Source organism: Collinsella sp. AK_207A (genome assembly GCF_902501965.1).
In the GTDB taxonomy this organism is placed as follows: Bacteria; Actinomycetota; Coriobacteriia; order Coriobacteriales; family Coriobacteriaceae; genus Collinsella.
This window is the reverse complement of sequence record NZ_CABWID010000010.1, coordinates 120898-140422: the sequence shown is the minus strand read 5'-3', so window position 1 is coordinate 140422 and position 19525 is coordinate 120898. Positions and strand designations below refer to the sequence as shown.

Below are 19525 nucleotides of genomic sequence, written 5' to 3'. Positions count from 1 at the left end.
GGCGGTTCCGTGTGGGGGTCGCCGGCTCGGGCTAGTTGAGGAGCTCGTAGTCCCTGGCTACACGCCAGCTGATATCCTGGTGAGCGTGCAGAAACGAAATGATCTGCACCTGCTTCTCGCGCTCGTTCACTTCATAGAACAGGCCATAGTTCTTGACTCGGATGCGGCGAATCTCATGACCGGTGGCTTTGCATGCCTCCTCGTTGACGCCGTATCCGTTGGGAAGGGCCTGAACGGCGAACAGGGCAGCCTCATATGCGGCGGTGAGATTCGACATCGCTTGCGGAGAGGCATAGTGAAGTGCGATGTAGTTGAGTGCGTCTCGGAATTCCTGCTTGGCGCTGTCGGCGATATCGACGCTATAGGCCATACTCGCGCCTTATCTCGGAAAGAAACTCGAAGGCATCGGAGTAGTTCCCATTCTCGAAGTCGGCGATGCCTTGCTTCAGCGAGGCAATATCGGACTCGGAGAGATGCTCTTCAGTCTCGGCATCCTGACCGGTGCGAACCAGCTCATAGTCCCCGCGACCGGGTACGGAGAACCGATACGTTCCTCCTGCTTCGTCGCAGGCGTCGAGCAATCCGGATTCCATTAACTGGGCAACGGGTGGCGTCATGACGTGCTCCCTTCTCGTTTTGACCATTCTACCCCGACCCTCGGATACGGAAATGACAGGCAGGTAATACCCATGCAGTTCAAGTTCACCATCCAGCCCTATCAGACCGATGCCGCCGACGCCGTGGCGGGCGTGTTCGCGGGGCAGCCGTGCCAGGCGCCGTTCGAGTACGTGCGCGACCTGGGGCGCATCGCTGGCCGCGAGCGGCGCGGCATGGGCGGGGTGGACACGGAGGCGCTCGACCTTGTGGCGGCCACCGGAGACGATGCCGGCTACGCGAACGCGCCCGTGCGGCTCACGGCTGCCAAACTGCTCGACAACATCCGCAAGCAGCAGCGGCGCTTCTCCGTGCCGGAGTCCTCCTCGCTCGCCAGGGGGCCGGGGGTGGTCGCGCTCGACGTTGAGATGGAGACGGGAACCGGCAAGACCTACGTCTACACCAAGACCATCTTTGAGCTCAACCGGCGCTTTGGCTGGACCAAGTTCGCCATCGTGGTGCCCAGCGTTGCCATCCGCGAGGGCGTGGCCAAGTCCCTCTCCGTCACCGAGGGTCACTTCTTCGAGCTCTACGGCAAGCGTATCTGGAGCTTCGTTTACAACAGTGCGCGCCTGAACGAGATCGACCAGTTTGCCCAGCGCGCGGACATCTCGGTCATGGTCATCAACACGCAGAACTTCAACAAGTCTATGAAGGAGGGAGGCCACTCCAAGGAGGCACTCATCATGTTCTCCGAGCGCGACGACTTCGGCAGCCGCCGTCCCATCGATGTGCTGGCGGCCACGCGCCCCGTCATCATCATGGACGAGCCGCAGAAGATGGGCGGCAAGGCCACGCAGGCGGGCATCGCGCGGTTCAACCCACTCTTCGTGCTCAACTACTCGGCCACGCACCGCGAGCGGCACGACCTCGCCTACGCGCTCGACCCGGTCGACGCCTACCGCATGCGCCTCGTGAAGCGCATCGAGGTGAAGGGCTTCGAGCTCAACCACCTGCTGGGAACGGACGGCTACGTGCGCCTGGTCGAGATTCGCGTCTCTGCCAGCCACGCGCCGCGGGCCGTGGTCGAGTTCAACGTGCTGCGCGCCGCGGGCAAGGTCTCGCGCCAGACCATGACGCTCGACGAGGGTGACGGCCTCTACGTGGCGTCACGGGAGCTCGAGGCCTACCGCGAGGGCTACGTGATCGCCCCGGGTGGCATCGTGCCGGCGCAGGGTGGCATGCCCGGCTACGTGCGCTTCATGAACGACGTGGTGGTGTTCGAGGGAGGGTCTGAGGGCGACTCCGCTGAGGCCAACCTGCGGCGCGTGCAGATTCGCGAGACAATCAAGAGCCACCTCGAGAAGGAGGAGGCGCTGTTCCGGCGCGGCGTCAAGTGTCTCTCGCTCTTCTTCGTAGACGAGGTGGGGAAGTACCGCGTCTACGACGAGGACGGCTCCGAGGCCACGGGCGAGTACGGGCGCATCTTCGAGGAGGAGTACGCCGCCGCGGTGGCGGCCCGCGTGGCCGCCCCTACGTTCGACGACGAGCGGGATTCCAGCTACCTCGACTACCTGCGGCGCTTTGACGCGAGTGAGGTGCATCGCGGGTACTTCTCGGTGGATAAGAAGGGCCGGGCCGTCAACTCCAAGGTTGCCCGGGGCGGCGAGGGATCGGACGACGAGAGCGCCTACGACCTCATCCTCCGCAACAAGGAGCGCCTGCTCTCCTTTGACGAGCCGTGCCGCTTCATCTTCTCCCACTCCGCTCTGGCCGAGGGCTGGGACAACCCCAACGTGTTCCAGATTTGCATGCTGCGCGAGGTCCGCAAGGACGAGGCCAAACGCCAGCAGGTGGGCCGAGGCCTGCGCCTGTGCGTTGACCAGCAGGGCGTGCGCCAGGACGCGGGCGTGCTGGGCGAGGACGAGGTGCAGCGCGTGAACCGGCTCACGGTGGTGGCGAGCGAGGGCTACGCGAGCTTCGTGGGAGACCTGCAGAAGGAGACCGTGGAGCGCCTGCGCGCCCGGCCGCGCGTGGTGGACGCCAAGCTCTTCTGCGACTTTCGGTGGCAGACGCCCGAGGGCTCGGTGGTGGAGTTTGACGCGCACGAGGCCCAGCTCATCAACAACGTCCTGGTCAAGCATGGCCTGGTGGATGTGGAAGGGCGTCCCACGGAGAAGCTTCGCGAGGAGGGTCTGGGCGAGGCCTTGGCGGAGTTTGACGCGGAGCTGCGCGAGAAGGCCCCGGCCATCGAGCGTGCCGTGAGGAGCGTCTACGACGACGCCGTCCTCGCCGAGATGGTGGAGAACGGCAACAGGCAGAAGGTGACGCGCAACCCGCTCAACGCCAACTTCGAGCGCAGCGAGTTCCAGGACCTGTGGCGCCGCATCAACGCCAAGTACGCCTACACGGTGTCGTTTGATGACGACGAGCTCGTGCGCAAGTCCGTCGCGGAGATTGACGCCAACCTGTCCGTCTCGACGCTCTCCTACACGGTGACGCGCGGCATCCAGCGCGAGGACGTGACCGAGGACCGCGTGCGGGGCGGCGAGGGCTTCTCGGACGTGACGCGCGAGACGGGCGAGGTGACGAGCCAGGGCGCGGCAGGGGTGACGTACGACCTCGTGGGCGAGGTGGCTGCTGCCGCGGGCGTGACGCGAAGGGTGGCGGCTCGCATCCTCTCGGGTATGGCACCGGTGAAGTTTGGGCTGTTCCGACGGAACCCGGAGGAGTTCATCGCCCGCGTGGGGCGGCTCATCGTGGGACAGAAGGCCGCCATGGTGGTGGAGCATGTGAGTTATCGACCGACAGGCGAGAGCTACGACGCAAGTATCTTTTCCGATGCAATGCCCGAGGCGCGCGATAAGGCGTATCGCGCGAGCAAGAATGTTCAGGACTGGGTGTTTCCTGATGGCAGCGCCCAGAAGAGCGTGGAGCGGCGCTTTGCCGAAGACCTAGATGCCGGAAACGAGGTAGTGGTTTATGCCAAGCTTCCACGCGGATTCCAGATTCCCACGCCGGTTGGAAACTATGCCCCGGACTGGGCCATCGCCTTTGACCGTGAGGTGCTGGGCGAGAACGTGAAGCACGTCTTCTTTGTTGCCGAGACTAAGGGATCGCTCGATTCGTTTGAGCTGCGCGGGGTCGAGCGCGCCAAGATTGCATGTGCCAAGCGTCTATTCAACGAGATTAACAAATCGTCCAATGTGCACTACGAGCCGGTGTCAACCTATCAGGACCTGTTGGACGTGCTAAGAGGAGAGTAGGGCCTCAGGTGGGGGGGGGTGAATACCGTACACTGATGATACATTGATGCGTAGGGTGGCATATTTCAAAAACTGATGGGGCTCCATGTCTGACAACACGATTCGCATCGACTTCGACCAGCTGCGCGAGGCGCTGATGGACGATGCCGGCACGGCGACGTTTGTCGCGTCGCCCCTTGCCATGGCGGACCTTGTTGCGGTGGAATCTGCCTCGCCGGAAGAGCTTATTCGCATGGCGGAGCAGACTGGCATGGATCTGCGCCGATTTGAGGTCCGGTAAGCACTTTTGCGGCCCTCGTCCTGTATGTACTTGTGTCGCGTCTCGCTTTTCCAGCCGTTTCGGGTTCATTTGAAGCGAAAACGCCTGTCAGGTCAGTCGTCCATCTACCAAATTGTTTATCTGGAAAAACGTCCGCATTGGCTCGCGTCAGCCCACGTCCGCCCCAACCCGCCTACCACGCAACCGCCATACCCCACCCCGCCCCGGTCCCTGTTGGTTTCCAACGGTTAACCTGCGGAAATGTTCTCCCTACCGCTCAGAGATAACGTTAACTATGCCCGTGCGCGGGGGTACAATGACGGCGAATGTGGATATGCCATCCGCAGGCGGGCCGCTCGCCACGGTCGCCGCACATGTACACCCAAACGAGAGGAGAGGGGTATATGGCACGTAAGTTCAAATCTATGGACGGCAACGAGGCCGCTGCGTACGTTTCGTACGCATACACGGAGGTGGCGGGAATCTATCCCATCACCCCGTCGAGCCCCATGGCCGACCACGTGGACCAGTGGGCCGCGCAGGGGGTGAAGAACATCTTCGGCACGCCCGTCAACGTGGTGGAGATGGAGTCCGAGGGCGGCGCTGCCGGTACCGTTCACGGCTCGCTGGGTGCTGGTGCTCTCACCACCACCTACACGGCCTCCCAGGGCCTGCTGCTCATGATCCCGAACATGTACAAGATCGCGGGCGAGAACCTGCCGGCCGTGTTCCACGTGTCGGCCCGTACCGTCGCCACCCACGCGCTCAACATCTTTGGTGATCACTCCGACGTCATGGCCTGCCGCCAGACCGGCTTCGCCATGCTCGCCGAGGGCAACGTCCAGGAGGTCATGGACCTTGCCCCCGTGGCGCACCTGTCCGCCATCGAGGGCCGCGTCCCGTTCCTGAACTTCTTCGACGGCTTCCGCACGAGCCACGAGATCCAGAAGGTTGCTACCTGGGACTACGAGGACCTCAAGGATATGTGTGACATGGACGCCGTCCAGGCGTTCCGTGACGGCGCGCTCAACCCGGAGCACCCGCACGCGCGCGGCTCCCACGAGAACGGCGACATCTTCTTCCAGCACCGCGAGTCCTGCAACCACTTCTACGATGAGCTGCCCGCCATCGTGGAGGAGTACATGGGCAAGGTCAACGAGAAGCTGGGCACCGACTACGGTCTGTTCAACTACTACGGCGCGCCCGACGCCGAGCGCGTCATCGTCTGCATGGGCTCCTTCTGCGACACGCTCGAGGAGGTCATCGACAACCTGACCGCTCACGGTGAGAAGGTTGGCCTGGTGAAGGTCCGCCTGTTCCGCCCGTTCTCCGTCAAGCACTTTGTAAACGTGCTGCCCGAGACGGTCAAGAAGATTGCCGTGCTCGACCGCACCAAGGAGCCGGGTTCCATCGGCGAGCCCCTCTACCAGGATATCGTCACGGCTCTCTACGAGGCCGGCAAGACCGGCATCACCGTGGTCGGCGGCCGTTACGGCCTGGGTTCCAAGGACACCACACCCGCCGCGGGCTTTGCCGTGTACGAGGAGCTCAAGAAGGACGCCCCCAAGCGCGAGTTCACCATCGGCATCGTGGACGACGTCACCCACCTCAGCCTGCCCGAGGCGGAGGATACGCCCAACACCGCTGCTCCTGGCACCATCGAGTGCAAGTTCTGGGGTCTTGGCGGCGACGGCACCGTGGGCGCCAACAAGAACTCGATCAAGATCATCGGCGACCACACGGACAAGTACGTCCAGGCCTACTTCCAGTACGACTCCAAGAAGACCGGTGGCGTCACCATCTCGCACCTGCGCTTTGGCGACAACCCCATCCGCTCCCCGTACTACATCAACAAGGCCGACTTTGTGGCGTGCCACAACCCCAGCTACATCGTCAAGGGCTTCCCGATGGTCCGCGACGCCAAGCCGGGTGGTACGTTCCTGGTGAACTGCGAGTGGACGGACGAGGAGTTCGCCCAGCAGCTGCCCGCCGTGGCCAAGCGCTACATCGCTAAGAACAACGTGAATGTCTACCTGATCGACGCCATCGACCTGGCCGCCAAGGTGGGCATGGGCAAGCGCACCAACACCGTGCTGCAGTCCGCGTTCTTCGCGCTCGCCAAGGTTCTGCCCGAGGCCGACGCGCTCCAGTACATGAAGGACGCCGCCACCAAGTCCTACTCCAAGAAGGGCCAGGAGATCGTCGAGGCCAACCACAAGGCCATCGACGCCGGTGCCACCGCGTTCCGCAAGTTCGAGGTGCCCGCCGACTGGGTCGACGCTACCGACGAGGCGCCCGTGCTCTCCACCGAGGAGAAGTCCGCGATCGCCAAGCAGGTCAAGGAGCTCATGGAGCCCATCAATCGCATGGAGGGCGACAGCCTGCCCGTCTCTGCCTTCAAGGGCATCGAAGACGGTCAGTTCGAGCTCGGCGCGTCCGCGTACGAGAAGCGCGGCGTGGCCGTCATGGTGCCGCATTGGGACGAGTCCAAGTGCATCCAGTGCAACCAGTGCTCCTTCGTGTGCCCGCACGCCTGCATCCGTCCGTTCGCGATGACCGACGAGGAGGCTGCCGGCCTTCCCGAGCCCGGCCGCACGCTGGACGTCAAGAACCCCAAGGGCAAGGGCCTCAAGTTCTCGATGGTCGTCAGTCCGCTCGACTGCATGGGCTGCACCAACTGCGCCAAGGTCTGCCCGAAGGACGCCCTCACCATGGTGCCCGCGGCCGACGAGTACAACCAGCAGCCCGTCTGGGATTACTGCGTTGAGAACGTCTCCGAGAAGAAGCAGCTCATCGCTCCCAACCCCATGGGCAGTCAGTACGCTCAGCCCTACCTGCAGTTCTCCGGCTCCTGCGCCGGCTGCGCCGAGACCGCGTACGGCCGTCTCGTCACGCAGGTCTGCGGCGACCGCATGTACATCTCCAACGCCACCGGCTGCTCCTCCATTTGGGGCAACCCGGCTGCGACCTCGCCGTTCTGCACCAACAAGGACGGTCACGGCCCGGCGTGGAACAACTCGCTGTTCGAGGACAACGCCGAGCACGGTCTGGGCATGGCCCTCGGTTACGAGGCCGTCCAGAACAGGCTCGTGGTCGACTGCCAGGCGCTCATCGCCTCTGACGATGCCAGCGACGAGCTGAAGGCCGCTGCGCAGGCCTGGATCGATGCCCGCAAGGACGCCGAGGCCAGCAAGACCACGGCCGCCGCGCTCGTGGCCGCCTGCGAGAACAGCGACTCCGCCAAGGCCAAGGAGATCCTGGCCGACAAGAGCTACCTCACCAAGAAGAGCTTCTGGATTTGGGGCGGCGACGGTTGGGCCTACGACATCGGCTTCGGTGGCCTGGACCACGTGCTCGCCTCTGGTCACGACATCAACGTGTTCGTGTACGACACCGAGGTGTACTCCAACACCGGCGGTCAGGCCTCCAAGGCCTCGAACCTGGGTCAGGTTGCCCAGTTCGCCGCGTCCGGTAAGGCTACGCCCAAGAAGGGCCTGGCTGAGCTGGCGATGAGCTACGGCTACATCTACGTGGCACAGGTTGCCATGGGTGCCAACCAGGCTCAGACCCTCAAGGCCATCCACGAGGCCGAGGCCTACCCCGGACCCTCGCTGATCATCGGCTACAGCCCCTGCGAGATGCACTCCATCAAGAAGGGTGGCATGCAGAACTGCCAGATCGAGATGAAGCGTGCCGTTGAGTGCGGGTACTGGAACATGTTCCGCTTCAACCCGGCGGCGCCCGCGGGCAAGCGCTTCGTCCTCGATTCCAAGGAGCCGAAGGGCGGCTACCGTGACTTCCTGATGAACGAGGCCCGCTACGCTTCGCTCACCCGCTCCTTCCCCGAGCATGCCGAGAAGCTGTTCGCCGAGAACGAGAAGGCGGCCATGGAGCGCTACAACTACCTGGTCAAGCTGAAGTCCGTGTACAACGAGGCCTAAGCTTCTCCGCCAGTTGGCGCAAGGCCCCCGAGACCGTGCTGGTCTCGGGGGCCTTTTCGTGCGCGTAGATGGTTTGTGAGAGGTGCGGTTGCTGCGGACTAGCCCGCGCCGGGGGCTGGCAGCGAGCGCCAAGCGGCTATACGATCTTGCGGCTCACGTGCTTGGTGGTCATGAGCGCCAGGAGGCCGGCGTAGTCGAGGCGGAACTCGACGATGTCGCCGAGCTTGTAATCGCGTTCGCTATCGGTCACGTCCAGGATGGTGTGGTCGCTACTGCAGCCGAGCACGTTGATCTGCTTGTCGAGCGGCTGGATGTCGTAGAGGTTCACATCCTGGCGTCCAAGGGCCACGAGGGCGCGCTTGCGGATACCGCGGTCCACGAACTGGGTGCTCACGCCCAGCGCGTTCACATCGCCCTGGTTGCCCCAGGGCATGGAGGGCTTCTCCTTGAGCTCGATAATCTGCGTCCTGAGCACAAAGTTGTCGCGGTTCAAGAAGTCGATGGGGCGGTCCTTGCAGGGCAGGTTGCCAAAGAAGATGGCCTCACCCATGCGGAGGTTGTTGATGGCGGGGGGCAGCGTGCCGGCCACGAGCATCTCCATAGAGGTCGAGTTACCGCCCGAGACGATCTCCAGCGGACGACCGATTTCTTCCTCAACATCGCGCACGACCTGGCGGAACTCGGCCATGTTGCGCTCGCTCGGGAGCACCTGGCCATAGCAGCTCAGGTTGACGCCCAAGCCGTAGAGGTGCACGTTCTCGAGCTCGCCGAACTCGCGCACGGAGGCCATGAGCTCGTCGCGCATCATGCCCTCGCGCAAATCGCCCAGCTCGTACATCAGGATCACGTTATGAACGCGGTGCTGGTGGGCGGCTTCGCGGTTGAGCGCACGCACGGTCTCCATCTCGGAGTTCAGGCTGGCGTCGGCAAAGCGCACCACGTCCTTGACCTCGCTCAGCATGGGGATGCGGATGAGCCACTTCTCCACGTCGAGCTCACGGTAGCTGATGAGGTTGTCGATGCGCGCCTCGCAGATGCAGTCGATGCCGGCGTCGACGAGGTGGCTCACCACCTCGAGGTTGTCGGAGAGCACCTTGGTGACCATGGAGAGGCGTATGCCGTGCTCGCGGCAGATGCCCTGCACGGTGCGGGCGTTCTCCAGAATGCGGTCGATTTTGATTTCGACGGAGGGGTAGGGGCGGTTGGAGACCTCCATTAGCGCTCACCCTTCGTCTCGTTGTAGCGCTTGATGCACTCCATGGACTTAAGCTCTAGGTCGTAGCGCTTGGTGTCAACGCGCTCGGGCAGCTTCTCGCCCTTGGCTTTGAGCGCCTCGCGAAGTAGATCCTCGGCGAGCCAGGGATTCTTGACGAGTACGGGACCCAGGCAGTTGGTGAAGAAGAGGTTCTTCACGCGCGCGCCCTCGGTCTTGGTGCCGTCGTTGCCGCGGCCGTAGCGCACGGTGCCAAGCGGCGTGGTGCCGGGGTTTAGATGCGTGTCTACCAGCGAGATCTCGCTGCCGTTCACGTCGAAGCCGTAGTCGGGCGCGGTGAAGATGAGGTCGTCGCCAAAGACGAGCTCGCGTTCGGTGCAGCTGAGCTTGAGGAGGCCCAGGCCAGCCTCAACGGAGCCATCGAGCATGGTGGTCTGTTCGGCGAACGCGCAGACCGTGGTGCCCACGACAAACACGACCTTACCGGCGTTCACGTAGGCAGCGAGTGCGTCGGCGTGCGGAGCGAGCGCGCGGCCCACGGCGATGGCGCTCTTGATCTCGCCCACGTTGAAGAACAGGATATCCGCGGCTTCGAAGTCGATGGGATCGTCCAGGTCGTTCACGCGCGTGACGGGCGCATCGACGCCCATGAGCTTGGCCACGTGCTCGAGCGCCATGATGTTGCCACGGTCGCCGTGCAGGTTGAGGATGTCGGGATAGCACCAGGTGATGTTCAGATTGGGTACGGTCATGCCAGGTTGCCTCCTGCGTTATCGCTGGGGAATATCGCGCTCAAGCTCCTCGTACTTGTGGAGCCAGGTGATCAGGTACACGTTTTCGCAATCGAACTTGTCAAGCTCGTCGAGTAGCGCGTCGTCGCTGTCGGTGGGGAGCACGGAGATGCGCTCCTGGTCCATGCCGCCGTAGATCAGGCGGTTGGCGGTGTCGTACGCCACGGCCTCGGAGAAGCAGATCACGCGTTCCAGGTTGGCGTGGATGAGGGCGTCAACGTCGCAGTCGAAGGCGTAGAACGTGTTGGTGTAGTACGGCTGAAAGTCCTCGAGCTGCTCTAGACCGAGCATGAGCAGCTTGGGCTCGGGGTCGCGGGCCACAAAGTCAAAGGCGCTCTGCAAGGTCTCGGGGTTCTCCTGCTTGATGCGGATGTACTTGATGGTCTTGCCCTTGTAGGAGAGGTTCTCCAGGCGCCCACCGATGTTCTTGAACGTCTTGAACGAAGCGGCCACCTGGTCGAGCGGCACGTTCAGCTCGTTGCAGAGCGCCAGGCAGAGCGCGTAACCGTACAGGAAGTAGGGTTCGGTGTAGCGCGCCACGTAGGTGCGGTCGCCGCAGGTAAAGGTGCCCGCCTGGTAGTTCACGGAGTCGATGCGACAGTCGGCGTCCGCACCGCCGGAGAAACCACACGAGGGACAGGTGTAGCTGCCCACGTTATCGATGTTGTAGGAGTGGAAGCGGAGCGCGTGACCGCAATGCGGGCAGGGCATGCCCACGTCGTAGAAGCCGTCCTTGGTGAAGGAACGGTCGTTCTTGGCAACGCCGTAGCGCACCACGCGACCGGCGTACGCACCGAGCGACTTGCATCGGGGCTCGTCATCGTTCACGAAGACGGTGACGTCCTTGTTGAGCACGTCGCGGATGATCTTGTAGATGTAGTCGGGTTCGCCATTGCGCTGCACCTGGTCCTTCTGGATGTTAGTGATGCAGATGTTCTTGGCGGGCAGGTGCTTGTAGATTTTGGGCAGGAAGCGCTCGTCGGTCTCAAAGACAAAGAACTCAGTGTTCACGTGGCCGGTCAGGGATGCGCTGTGGAGCATGGCGGTGGCCACGCCGGTGATGAGGTTCGCGCCGGAGAGGTTGGTGGTGACCGACTTGCCGGCGGTCTTGAGCGCATGGATGAACATGTTGTTTGAGGTGGACTTGCCGTTGGTGCCCGTGATGAAGACCATCTTCTGATAATCGATGTCCTTCAGCATGCTCAGGAAGTTGGGGCAGATCTTCATCGCCACCACGCCGGGGGTGTTGGTGCCCCGGTTCTTGTCTATAAGATTGATGACGGCGGCGGCAAGCTTGCCGAGCCAAAGTCCAACGTAGAAACGAAGCGCCTTCATGCCCACTCCCTGGCTGGTCATCGCTGGTTCAAGCGACCTTTTCCTGTTTGTAGCGCAGATAACTATAGTGGATGCCCGCTAGCTGGGGGCGGGGGTGCGCGGGGTCTCAACGGAACCACACGACGGGTGCCATATCCAAAAGCCTGTGCCATAACGTGCGGTGCGAATTACAAATATGCATACAAATGTGAAGGCTGGATTAGATATGCACATTCCGCACCTGTGGGGAAACCTGAGCGCAGAGCACTGCATTATGGTGAAGTACCTGTGAGATTGATAAACTATCACAAGTTGGAACGCCTATCGGCCGATTTCGACCTTTCGCCTCATTCTTGTTAGAAATGTATAAACAAACAACAAAGCGGAATATAATCCAAGCATCCGCGGGAACACGGAGAGGCACGGTATCAACGACTCGAGCACATGCGAGTCAAACGACAGAAAGGAACCCCCATGTCCAAGCCCCTTGGCAAGCCGGACCGCATCGTCGTCGCGCTCGGCGGCAACGCGCTGGGCAACAACCCCGCCGAGCAGATCGAGAAGGTCGGCAACGCCGCCCACGCCCTCCTGGGCCTCATCGAGCAAGGCAACGAGATCATCATCACCCACGGCAACGGCCCGCAGGTCGGCATGATCCAGAACGCCTTCGCCGCCGCGCACGAGGCTGACGAGAAGATCCCCTCCATGGACCTGCCCGAGTGCGGCGCCATGAGCCAGGGCTACATCGGCTACCACCTGCAGCAGGGCATCGGCCGCGAGATGCACCGTCGCTACAAGCGCTGGCACGCCGCCACGGTCATCACCCAGATCGAGTGCGACCCGGACGACCCCGCGTTCGCCAACCCCACCAAGCCCATCGGCCCGTTCTACACGGAGGAGCAGGCCAAGCAGATTATGGCGGAGAACCCGGAGATGACCTTCGTGGAGGACTCCGGCCGCGGCTGGCGCCGCGTGGTGGCGAGCCCCGATCCCAAGAAGATCGTGGAGGCGGACTCCATCCTCAACCTGCTGGACAACGAGTTCATCGTCATCGCCTGCGGCGGCGGCGGCATCCCCGTGGTCCGCGACTACTCGGACAAGGGCTGCTACAAGGGCGTGGCCGCCGTCATCGACAAGGACATGGGCGGCGAGCTCTTGGCCGAGGACTGCCAGGCCGACGTGCTGTTCCTGCTGACCGCCGTGGAGCACGTGGCCATCAACTTCGGCAAGCCCGACCAGAAGGAGCTGGAGGAGATCTCCGCCGACGAGGCCGAGAGGCTCGCCGACGAGGGCCAGTTCGGCAAGGGCTCGATGGAGCCCAAGGTGCGCGCCGCCATCAAGTTCGCGCGCAGCCGCAAGGGCCGCACCTGCATCATCGGCGCGCTGGACAAGGCCGCCGAGACCATGGCCGGCCTGTCCGGCACGCGCATCACCGCGTAAGCTCCGCTGCGGTTCCGCGCCGCAGGCAAGCAAGCCCTCTTTCCTTTGGGGAAGCGCCCTCCGTTCCGGAGGCGCTTCCTTTTTTTGCGAGAACGTGTCTGGTTCCGTCGTGCAGGGCCCGCGCCAGGTTGCCCTTACAGCGAAGCCTGGCGGCGCACCCACGCCTGGCCCCAGGCGAACCAGTCCGGGTCGGGGTGGGGGCCCCGACCTTCCAGCTCGGCGGTGCGGTTCGCGATGTGCACGCTCCAGCGCGCGCGGTAGTAGCCGGAGAGCAGGCCATTCCACTGGCGGTTCGAGTAATCCATGAGCGTAGCGCTCCCGCCCATGTCCCACGTCGTCACCTGACTGAGCGCGTTGAGCACGAAGCGCCGCTCCGTCTCCCCATCTATATCAGGCAGCACGGTGCGCGCCCGCTCCGTCCACCGCGCGAGCCGCGAGCGCTCCTCCCCGGCGAGCAGCGCATCCTGTTGATCGATCAGCTCCAGGAACCGGGCGGTGGCGTCCCGGTACGCGTCGAGGTCCCCGGCCCCATAGGCGTGCTCCATCTCCCGCTGGAGCGAGCGAGCGCGGTCGGTGAGCATCTGGCACTGTATATCGATAAGGTCGCAGCGAAACGCCTCGGTATCCCCCAGCGCGTCCTCGGCGTGCCGCATCTCATCCATCGCGTGCTCGACGTCCGCGGGATCGTAGTCCGCGTCGCAGTGGCCCACGGGCGAGACCTTGGCCGGGGGATCGATGCTCGGGACGGCGCACACAACGGACTCGACGGGTTCCTGGTCGCGCGGGGTCCGCGGTGCGTGGAGCACTCCGCGCAGCAGGCTGCCCCACGCCGCGATGGCGTGCTCGTTTGCCGCGCCGTATCGCCGCGTACACCACGCGCGGAGCCATCCCCGCACGTCGACCGCCGCATTGTGCCAGGCGGTTTCGAACAGCAGGTCAAAGACGGCGGGCGACCCCTCCAGGGCCTCGGCCGTCAGTCCGATCCCGCACAGGTGGGGGTGGCGCCCGGGCAGCTCAGGTACGCGTGCGACCACGTCGAGCGGCCCCGTGATGCCCCTGCGGCCCCCGAAGTTGCCCAGTTCGCACCAGATCCAGGGGACCCCGGCGCGCTCGGTGGGTCCCTCCTCAGTCTGGACCTCGCTGTGCAGGTCCAGGACGAGCGCGCGTTGCGGCTCGACGAGGCTTGCGAGCTTCTCGTCCGTGACGTTGCCCTCCCACTGCTGCATCACCCAGGTCGCACCGGGCCGGTGTGCAAGCATCGCACGCTGCACCGCCTGGTACACCTGCGCGATGTTCACGCCCGCCGGGGGTTTCCCCTCGTGGTAGGGGTCCACGCTGTAGTGGCGGGCGATCCCGCCGAAGAGGTCGTCCTGGATGTCATAGTAGGCGTGCGCCATCTGGGAGAAATAGGCGTCCGCCGCGGTGCCCTCGGCACCGACCTCCAGCATCGCGGGGCGGGTGATACCAAACCAGTCGCCCAGGTTGAGGACGCGGGCGCGAGGATCGTGCTGCGGTAGGTCCGCCGGGACCGCGCCGGAGAAGCCGGGCATGACGGGCTCCATGCCGAACGCCGCCATGCGCGCGTGGATGCGTCGGGCGAGCTCGAGGCGGTCCACAAACCAGGATGCGGGCAGCGGGCCGCCCGTGCCGCACAGGTTGACCATGTGGAACCACGCGAGGTACGCGGGCCCGGGCAGGTAGCGGCGGACCTCCTCGTCTGTATAGCCATGGCGCATGAGCAGCCGGCGCACGACCTCCTCCTGCCCGACGATGTCGAGGACGAGGTTCACCCCGTTCAGGGCGAGCCAGTCGAGGAACGGTTCGTATTCCCGCCAGGTCCAAAAGGCCATGCTGTAGGAATACGTGCAGTAGTTGAGCGCGTAGCGGTAGGTGAACGGCGTTTGCCGCAGGACGCGCTCACCCACCGGCGGCAGCGGTCCGTCCGCCACCGTCGCTGCTCCGTGCAGAGCGCCGTGCGTCGAGGGGAGGAAGACCGGATCGAAGCTGATGTTCATCCGGTAGGCCAGGTACCATCTCAGGCCGGCAGCCAGCGATATTCCCGTGTTGCCGGCGATGACCACCTGCCCCGGATCTCCGTCCTCGAGGGAGAACCAGTCCCCGTCCTCGTGCACGTTACCGGAACGAAGATGGAACCGAATGCCCCCGGCGGGCCCCGGTCCGAGAACGCGAGCCGCCAGATCGTTCAGCGCCTGGATAGTGCTCATGTACATCGCCTCCACGGAAAGGGTAGCGATACGGCGTCCGCGCTTCCACGACGCCGGTTTTCCGAAGCGAGAAGATGCGCTGCGCCATAGGGCCGGACAGGCCGAGCGCACTCCGTCGCCCAGCTCCGCGCGCGTGCACGATCGAACCGGAGACGATCTTTCAGCGGCTCCGCGCAGACGGTGCTGATGGGCAACCGGCCAGGCCGGGCCACCCGCGCATCCGGTGCCCTATCCATGCCCCATCTTCGCGAACATTTGTTTACAGGCATTTCAAAACAGCCACTCACCGATTGCGCATCGGTAAACGGTACGGACACTTCCGCGTGCTCCAGCCCCCGGTTCGAAAAAAACACCAAATGCTACCTGCGAAAACCCGATTCATGAAAATGTGCTTCACAATTAGGAATTTTTTCGGCATGGAATCCATGGTGGGTGGCGGACTACTGTGGGCGGGTGAGGAGGTCGCGATGAGGCATACGGTCGAGGACATAGTGCTCCTGCTTTCCGACGAAGGTGCCATGGCACCGGAAGCATGCGCCCGCGCACTGAACGTTACGACGCGGACCGTCCGCACGTACGTGTCGCGGGTGAACAAGCAGCTCGAGGGCATCGCCCATATCGAGCTCGCGCACGGTGTGTACCGCCTCGTCATCGACGACCGCCGTCAGTTCTCCGTCTGGCTCGTGAAGGCACGGGAGCCCATGCGCGGGGTCTTCTCGCGCGACGTTCCCAACCGCGTCTACTATCTGCTCAACGACCTGCTCGCCCGGACGGGCTGGATCACCATAGATGCTCTTGCCGGCATGCTCTACGTGTCGAGCAGGACGATCTCGCATGAGCTGAAAGGCGTCGAGAAGGTCCTGCAGACCTACGGCCTCGCGCTCGAGAAGCGCCCGCACTACGGGATCCGCGTGACGGGCGACGAGATGGACCGTCGCACCTGTCTCGCGAGTATCGCGCTGCAGTGGCTGGAAGATTCCGGCTCCGCGCACGGGATGCAGCGCTACGAGGACTTCTCGGCGACGCCGATGGTGGGTGGCGAGCTCGATTTGCCGGTCATCGCGCGCTGCGTCGACCGGGTGCTGGGGGCGTGCAACTTCCAGGTGGCATCGATTTCCTATCAGAACCTCCTGGTGCATATCGCGGTTGCCCTGCTGCGCATCCGCGAGGGGCACTACGTCCCCATGCGCCGGGAGAGCCTGGCGCACATCGAGTCGACGGACGCCTACGACGTGGCGAAAAAGGTTGCCGCAGAGGTTGATCACGAGTTCAAGGTGAAGCTCCCGCCGGAGGAGGTCGGCTACATCGCGATTCATCTGGAGGGCAAGCGGCTCCTGGACAACGGAAACGATTCCGGCTCCTCGCCCGTCATCTCCGATGCCATCTGGGAGATCGTGACCGAGATGCTCGACCGCGTCAACGACGCCTTCCACTTCGATTTCCGCAGCGATCTGGAGCTTCGCGTCAACCTGGCCAAGCACACTGCCCCGCTTATGGTGCGGCTCAAATACGACATGGCGCTCAAAAACCCCTTGCTGGACGACATCTTCGCCCGGCTGCCCCTTGCCTACGCCATGGCCTCTGAGTGCGCCACCGTGCTGACGGAGCGCACGGGCGTCGTTCCGAGCGAGGACGAGATCGGCTACATCGCCCTGTCGTTTGCGCTGGCGATCGAGCGCAAGCACGCCGACATGCCCAAGAAGAACATCGTGATCGTGTGCGCCTCGGGGGCGGGCTCCTCCCGCCTACTCGAGTACCGCTGCCGTCAGGAGTTCGGCTCGTACCTCGGCGAGGTGTGCACCTGCAACGTCTCCCAGGTCCCCGACCTGGATTACTCCCATATCGACTACGTGTTCACCACCGTGCCGCTGCCTGACAGTATTCCCGTCCCGGTGCGCGAGGTGAGCGTCTTCCTGGACACCAACGACATCGCCCTCGCGCGCGAGACGCTGCGGAACTCACGCGAGTCCACGCGGTTGCTGGACTACTTCTCCCGTGACCTTTTCGTCGCGGATGCGAGCTTTGCAAGCAAAGACGAGGCCATCCGGTGCCTGTGCTCGATGGTCGCGACCAAGGACGGCATCGATGACGACCTCGCCGTCCTCGTGCGCGAGCGCGAGCAGATGGCGCCCACCGCCTTCGGCAACGCCATCGCCATGCCGCATCCCATGCACGCCGTCGGGCGGACCACCCGGGTGTGCGTCGCGGTGCTCAAGCAGCCGATTTCCTGGTCGGACGACCAAAGCGCCCGGCTCATCTTCTTGATTTCCCCCGCCCGGGACGCCGGGCTCTCGTTGCAGGGCTTCTTCGAAGCCATGGCGGACCTCTTGACTGACAAGGAGGCGATGCAGCTGCTCATGAGGGACCCGGCGTATCAGACGCTGGTTGATTGCGTGGAACACAGAGAGAAAGGACGGAACCGATGAGAAAGATCATCCTGGCCTGCGTAGCGGGCATGTCCACGAGCATGTTGGTGAAGAAGATGAGGGAGGCGGCGGAGAAGGATGGCTACGCGTGCGAGATCGCGGCCTATCCCATCGACGAGCTCAAGGGCGTGGAGAAGGATGCCGACATCATCCTGCTCGGCCCCCAGGTGAGCTTCCAGGTCGACAAGATCGCAAAGGAGGCCCCCTGCCCCGTCGAGGCGATCAAGATGCGCGACTACGGGACCATGAACGGCGAAGCCGTGCTGAAGACAGCGAAGAAGGTGCTTGGTGACTAGCGAAGAAGAGAAGATCTGCAACGCGAGTTTCGAGATCATCGCGGGCGTCGGCCAGGCACGGAGCCTGTACATCCGTGCCATCCACAGCGCCGAGGCGTTCGATTTCGATCAGGCGGGCGCCTACATCGACGAGGGCAAGAAGGCCTACCTGGAGGGGCATGCGCGCCACACGGAGCTGCTCCAGCAGGTTGTCGACGGCACGGAAACGCCGGTCAACATGATTCTCGCCCATGCAGAGGACCAGCTGATGAGTGCCGAAGGATTCGGCATTCTCGCAGAGGAATTCATCACGGTATGTAAGCTCATCGAAGGGAGATCCGATGTCTGATACATCCGGAAAGACGAGTGCGATGGAGAAGATTTCGAACGTGCTTCTGCCCGTCGCCTCCAAGATGTCGTCGAACAAGTACCTGTCGGCGATTCGTAACGGCTTCATGTCCATCATGCCGCTCATCATCGTCGCGTCGCTATTCACGCTGATCAACAGCGTGTTCCTTGGTGAGGGACACTACCTCGACCAGTGGTTCCATACGCCGTTCACCGACGCGCTCGCCCTCGGCACCGTCATCAACCAGGCCATCATGTCGGTCATAGCGATCCTGCTCGCGTTCACGGTCGCGAAGTCCCTGGCCGAGGAGTACGACATGGCCCCGTCGAGCACCTCGATTGTGGGTGCGATGGCGGTTGCTTGCTTCCTGTGCCTGACGCCGTTCACCACCGATGAGAAGATCGGCGAGTATATCACGACGTCCTACCTGAGCGCCGCGGGCATGTTCACGGCTTTTATCACCGCCATCCTCGCGGTGAAGGTCTACCAGTTCCTCTCGAGCTTCAAGGCGCTCATCATCAAGATGCCCGATAGCGTGCCCGAGGGTGTCGCGCGCTCGTTCAACTCGCTGATTCCTGTGGCGCTCACCATCATCATATTCGGCCTCGTGCGCATGATCACCAACGCCGCCGGCGCGCCGATGAACGACTTGATCACCCAGTTCATCCAGATTCCCGTCACAGCGCTCGTGACCTCGCCCATCGGCCTCGCCATCGTGTATCTGCTCTACATGCTGCTGTGGGGCTTCGGCGTCCACTCGGCCTTCATCATCGGTCCTATCCTTGAGCCCATCTACCTGGCGAATCTGACGGCGAACGCCGCCGTCATCCAGGGCGGGTCCGGCACCCTGTCCATTATCACCAAGCCGTTCATCGACACCATGGCGTTCCAGGGCGGCGCGGCCAACATGCTGGCGCTCATCATCGCGATCTTCCTTGTCTCCCGTCGTCAGGACTACAAGACGATCGCGCGCATCGGCTTCGTGCCGTCTCTGTTCAACATCTCCGAGCCGCTCATGTTCGGCCTGCCGGTCGTCATGAACCCGATTCTGATCATCCCGATGATCATCTCCACGCTCGTCTCCATCGGTATCGGCGTCGTGGCTACGCTCATCGGATTCATGCCCTACACCTACGTGCTGATCCCCTGGACCACGACCCCGGTGCTTGGCGCCTTCCTTGCCACCGGCGGTAGCCTGACCGCGGCGCTTACCGCGCTCATCTGCCTGGTCGTTTCGGTGGTCATCTACGCCCCGTTCGTCGTCGTGATGAACAAGGAAGAGGCCATCGAGGCCGAGGAGGAGTAGGTCGTGGTGCGGCAGCGCGGGCGCGGTTGCGCATGCGGCCGCACGGACTGAACCGTTCGATGCATCGGCCGGGGCTGGCTGCTACCCCTGGGACGTATGTGCCCGGGGACATCATCCGAATTTGAA

Annotated in this window: 14 protein-coding genes; 8 read left to right on the top strand and 6 right to left on the bottom strand. The window is 63.5% G+C overall.

Going from position 1 to position 19525, the window contains the following annotated elements:
* Window positions 1-31: 31 nt before the first annotated feature.
* The gene (locus GDJ97_RS02255) at window positions 32-370 is read right to left on the bottom strand and encodes a type II toxin-antitoxin system RelE/ParE family toxin (protein WP_152069595.1); all 339 of its coding nucleotides are present in this window, start codon (window positions 368-370) and stop codon (window positions 32-34) included.
* Window positions 360-617: a hypothetical protein gene (locus tag GDJ97_RS02250; protein WP_152069594.1), complete on the bottom strand. Its 258-nt coding sequence runs from the start codon at window positions 615-617 to the stop codon at window positions 360-362. The genes GDJ97_RS02255 and GDJ97_RS02250 overlap by 11 nt, the downstream gene beginning before the upstream one ends.
* A gap of 72 nt (window positions 618-689) precedes the next feature.
* On the opposite strand from GDJ97_RS02250, the gene GDJ97_RS02245 reads away from it, so the two are divergent.
* From GDJ97_RS02245 to nifJ, 3 genes are all read left to right on the top strand, one after another.
* Complete coding sequence (locus tag GDJ97_RS02245) at window positions 690-3860, top strand: DEAD/DEAH box helicase family protein (protein ID WP_152069593.1); 3171 nt, start codon at window positions 690-692, stop codon at window positions 3858-3860.
* Window positions 3861-3945: 85 nt separating this feature from the next.
* Window positions 3946-4140: a hypothetical protein gene (locus GDJ97_RS02240; RefSeq protein WP_152069592.1), complete on the top strand. Its 195-nt coding sequence runs from the start codon at window positions 3946-3948 to the stop codon at window positions 4138-4140.
* 383 nt (window positions 4141-4523) lie between these two features.
* Window positions 4524-8060, top strand: coding sequence for a pyruvate:ferredoxin (flavodoxin) oxidoreductase (nifJ, locus tag GDJ97_RS02235; RefSeq protein ID WP_152069591.1), 3537 nt, complete (start codon window positions 4524-4526; stop codon window positions 8058-8060).
* Between the two features lie 136 nt (window positions 8061-8196).
* Here the strand turns inward: nifJ and GDJ97_RS02230 are convergent, their stop codons facing one another.
* Genes GDJ97_RS02230 through GDJ97_RS02220 form a run of 3 tightly spaced genes read right to left on the bottom strand, consistent with a single transcriptional unit; the run spans window position 8197 to window position 11399 of the window.
* A complete protein-coding gene (locus GDJ97_RS02230) occupies window positions 8197-9276 on the bottom strand; it encodes an alanine racemase (RefSeq protein WP_152069590.1) in 1080 nt (359 codons plus the stop codon).
* Window positions 9276-10025: a hypothetical protein gene (locus GDJ97_RS02225; RefSeq protein ID WP_152069589.1), complete on the bottom strand. Its 750-nt coding sequence runs from the start codon at window positions 10023-10025 to the stop codon at window positions 9276-9278. The genes GDJ97_RS02230 and GDJ97_RS02225 overlap by 1 nt, the downstream gene beginning before the upstream one ends.
* Window positions 10026-10043: 18 nt before the next feature.
* Window positions 10044-11399, bottom strand: coding sequence for a MurT ligase domain-containing protein (locus tag GDJ97_RS02220; RefSeq protein ID WP_193221270.1), 1356 nt, complete (start codon window positions 11397-11399; stop codon window positions 10044-10046).
* Between the two features lie 453 nt (window positions 11400-11852).
* Between GDJ97_RS02220 and arcC the strand changes: the two genes are divergently transcribed.
* A complete protein-coding gene (gene arcC / locus GDJ97_RS02215; protein ID WP_152069587.1) occupies window positions 11853-12818 on the top strand; it encodes a carbamate kinase in 966 nt (321 codons plus the stop codon).
* A gap of 134 nt (window positions 12819-12952) precedes the next feature.
* Here the strand turns inward: arcC and GDJ97_RS02210 are convergent, their stop codons facing one another.
* Entirely contained in the window at window positions 12953-15043 is a 2091-nt protein-coding gene (locus tag GDJ97_RS02210) for an alpha-N-acetylglucosaminidase (protein ID WP_193221269.1), read from the bottom strand.
* Between the two features lie 416 nt (window positions 15044-15459).
* Here GDJ97_RS02210 and GDJ97_RS02205 point away from each other — a divergent pair, with 416 nt between their 5' ends.
* The 4 genes from GDJ97_RS02205 to GDJ97_RS02190 are packed head-to-tail and all read left to right on the top strand — an operon-like array spanning window position 15460 to window position 19399.
* Complete coding sequence (locus GDJ97_RS02205; RefSeq protein ID WP_193221268.1) at window positions 15460-17469, top strand: transcription antiterminator; 2010 nt, start codon at window positions 15460-15462, stop codon at window positions 17467-17469.
* Complete coding sequence (locus GDJ97_RS02200) at window positions 17466-17765, top strand: PTS sugar transporter subunit IIB (protein ID WP_152069584.1); 300 nt, start codon at window positions 17466-17468, stop codon at window positions 17763-17765. The genes GDJ97_RS02205 and GDJ97_RS02200 overlap by 4 nt, the downstream gene beginning before the upstream one ends.
* On the top strand, window positions 17758-18093 hold the full coding sequence (locus tag GDJ97_RS02195) for a PTS lactose/cellobiose transporter subunit IIA (RefSeq protein WP_226808737.1): 336 nt from the start codon (window positions 17758-17760) through the stop codon (window positions 18091-18093). Before GDJ97_RS02200 ends, GDJ97_RS02195 begins: the two co-directional genes overlap by 8 nt.
* Window positions 18086-19399, top strand: coding sequence for a PTS sugar transporter subunit IIC (locus GDJ97_RS02190; protein ID WP_226808735.1), 1314 nt, complete (start codon window positions 18086-18088; stop codon window positions 19397-19399). Before GDJ97_RS02195 ends, GDJ97_RS02190 begins: the two co-directional genes overlap by 8 nt.
* Window positions 19400-19525 lie beyond the last annotated feature (126 nt).

Bases quoted from the DNA above. Each gene is read 5' to 3' on its own strand.
- GDJ97_RS02255 (WP_152069595.1), bottom strand. From the start codon at position 370: ATGGCCTATAGCGTCGATATCGCCGACAGCGCCAAGCAGGAATTCCGA.
- GDJ97_RS02250 (WP_152069594.1), bottom strand. From the start codon at position 617: ATGACGCCACCCGTTGCCCAGTTAATGGAATCCGGATTGCTCGACGCC.
- GDJ97_RS02245 (WP_152069593.1), top strand. From the start codon at position 690: ATGCAGTTCAAGTTCACCATCCAGCCCTATCAGACCGATGCCGCCGAC.
- GDJ97_RS02240 (WP_152069592.1), top strand. From the start codon at position 3,946: ATGTCTGACAACACGATTCGCATCGACTTCGACCAGCTGCGCGAGGCG.
- nifJ (WP_152069591.1), top strand. From the start codon at position 4,524: ATGGCACGTAAGTTCAAATCTATGGACGGCAACGAGGCCGCTGCGTAC.
- GDJ97_RS02230 (WP_152069590.1), bottom strand. From the start codon at position 9,276: ATGGAGGTCTCCAACCGCCCCTACCCCTCCGTCGAAATCAAAATCGAC.
- GDJ97_RS02225 (WP_152069589.1), bottom strand. From the start codon at position 10,025: ATGACCGTACCCAATCTGAACATCACCTGGTGCTATCCCGACATCCTC.
- GDJ97_RS02220 (WP_193221270.1), bottom strand. From the start codon at position 11,399: ATGAAGGCGCTTCGTTTCTACGTTGGACTTTGGCTCGGCAAGCTTGCC.
- arcC (WP_152069587.1), top strand. From the start codon at position 11,853: ATGTCCAAGCCCCTTGGCAAGCCGGACCGCATCGTCGTCGCGCTCGGC.
- GDJ97_RS02210 (WP_193221269.1), bottom strand. From the start codon at position 15,043: ATGAGCACTATCCAGGCGCTGAACGATCTGGCGGCTCGCGTTCTCGGA.
- GDJ97_RS02205 (WP_193221268.1), top strand. From the start codon at position 15,460: ATGGAATCCATGGTGGGTGGCGGACTACTGTGGGCGGGTGAGGAGGTC.
- GDJ97_RS02200 (WP_152069584.1), top strand. From the start codon at position 17,466: ATGAGAAAGATCATCCTGGCCTGCGTAGCGGGCATGTCCACGAGCATG.
- GDJ97_RS02190 (WP_226808735.1), top strand. From the start codon at position 18,086: ATGTCTGATACATCCGGAAAGACGAGTGCGATGGAGAAGATTTCGAAC.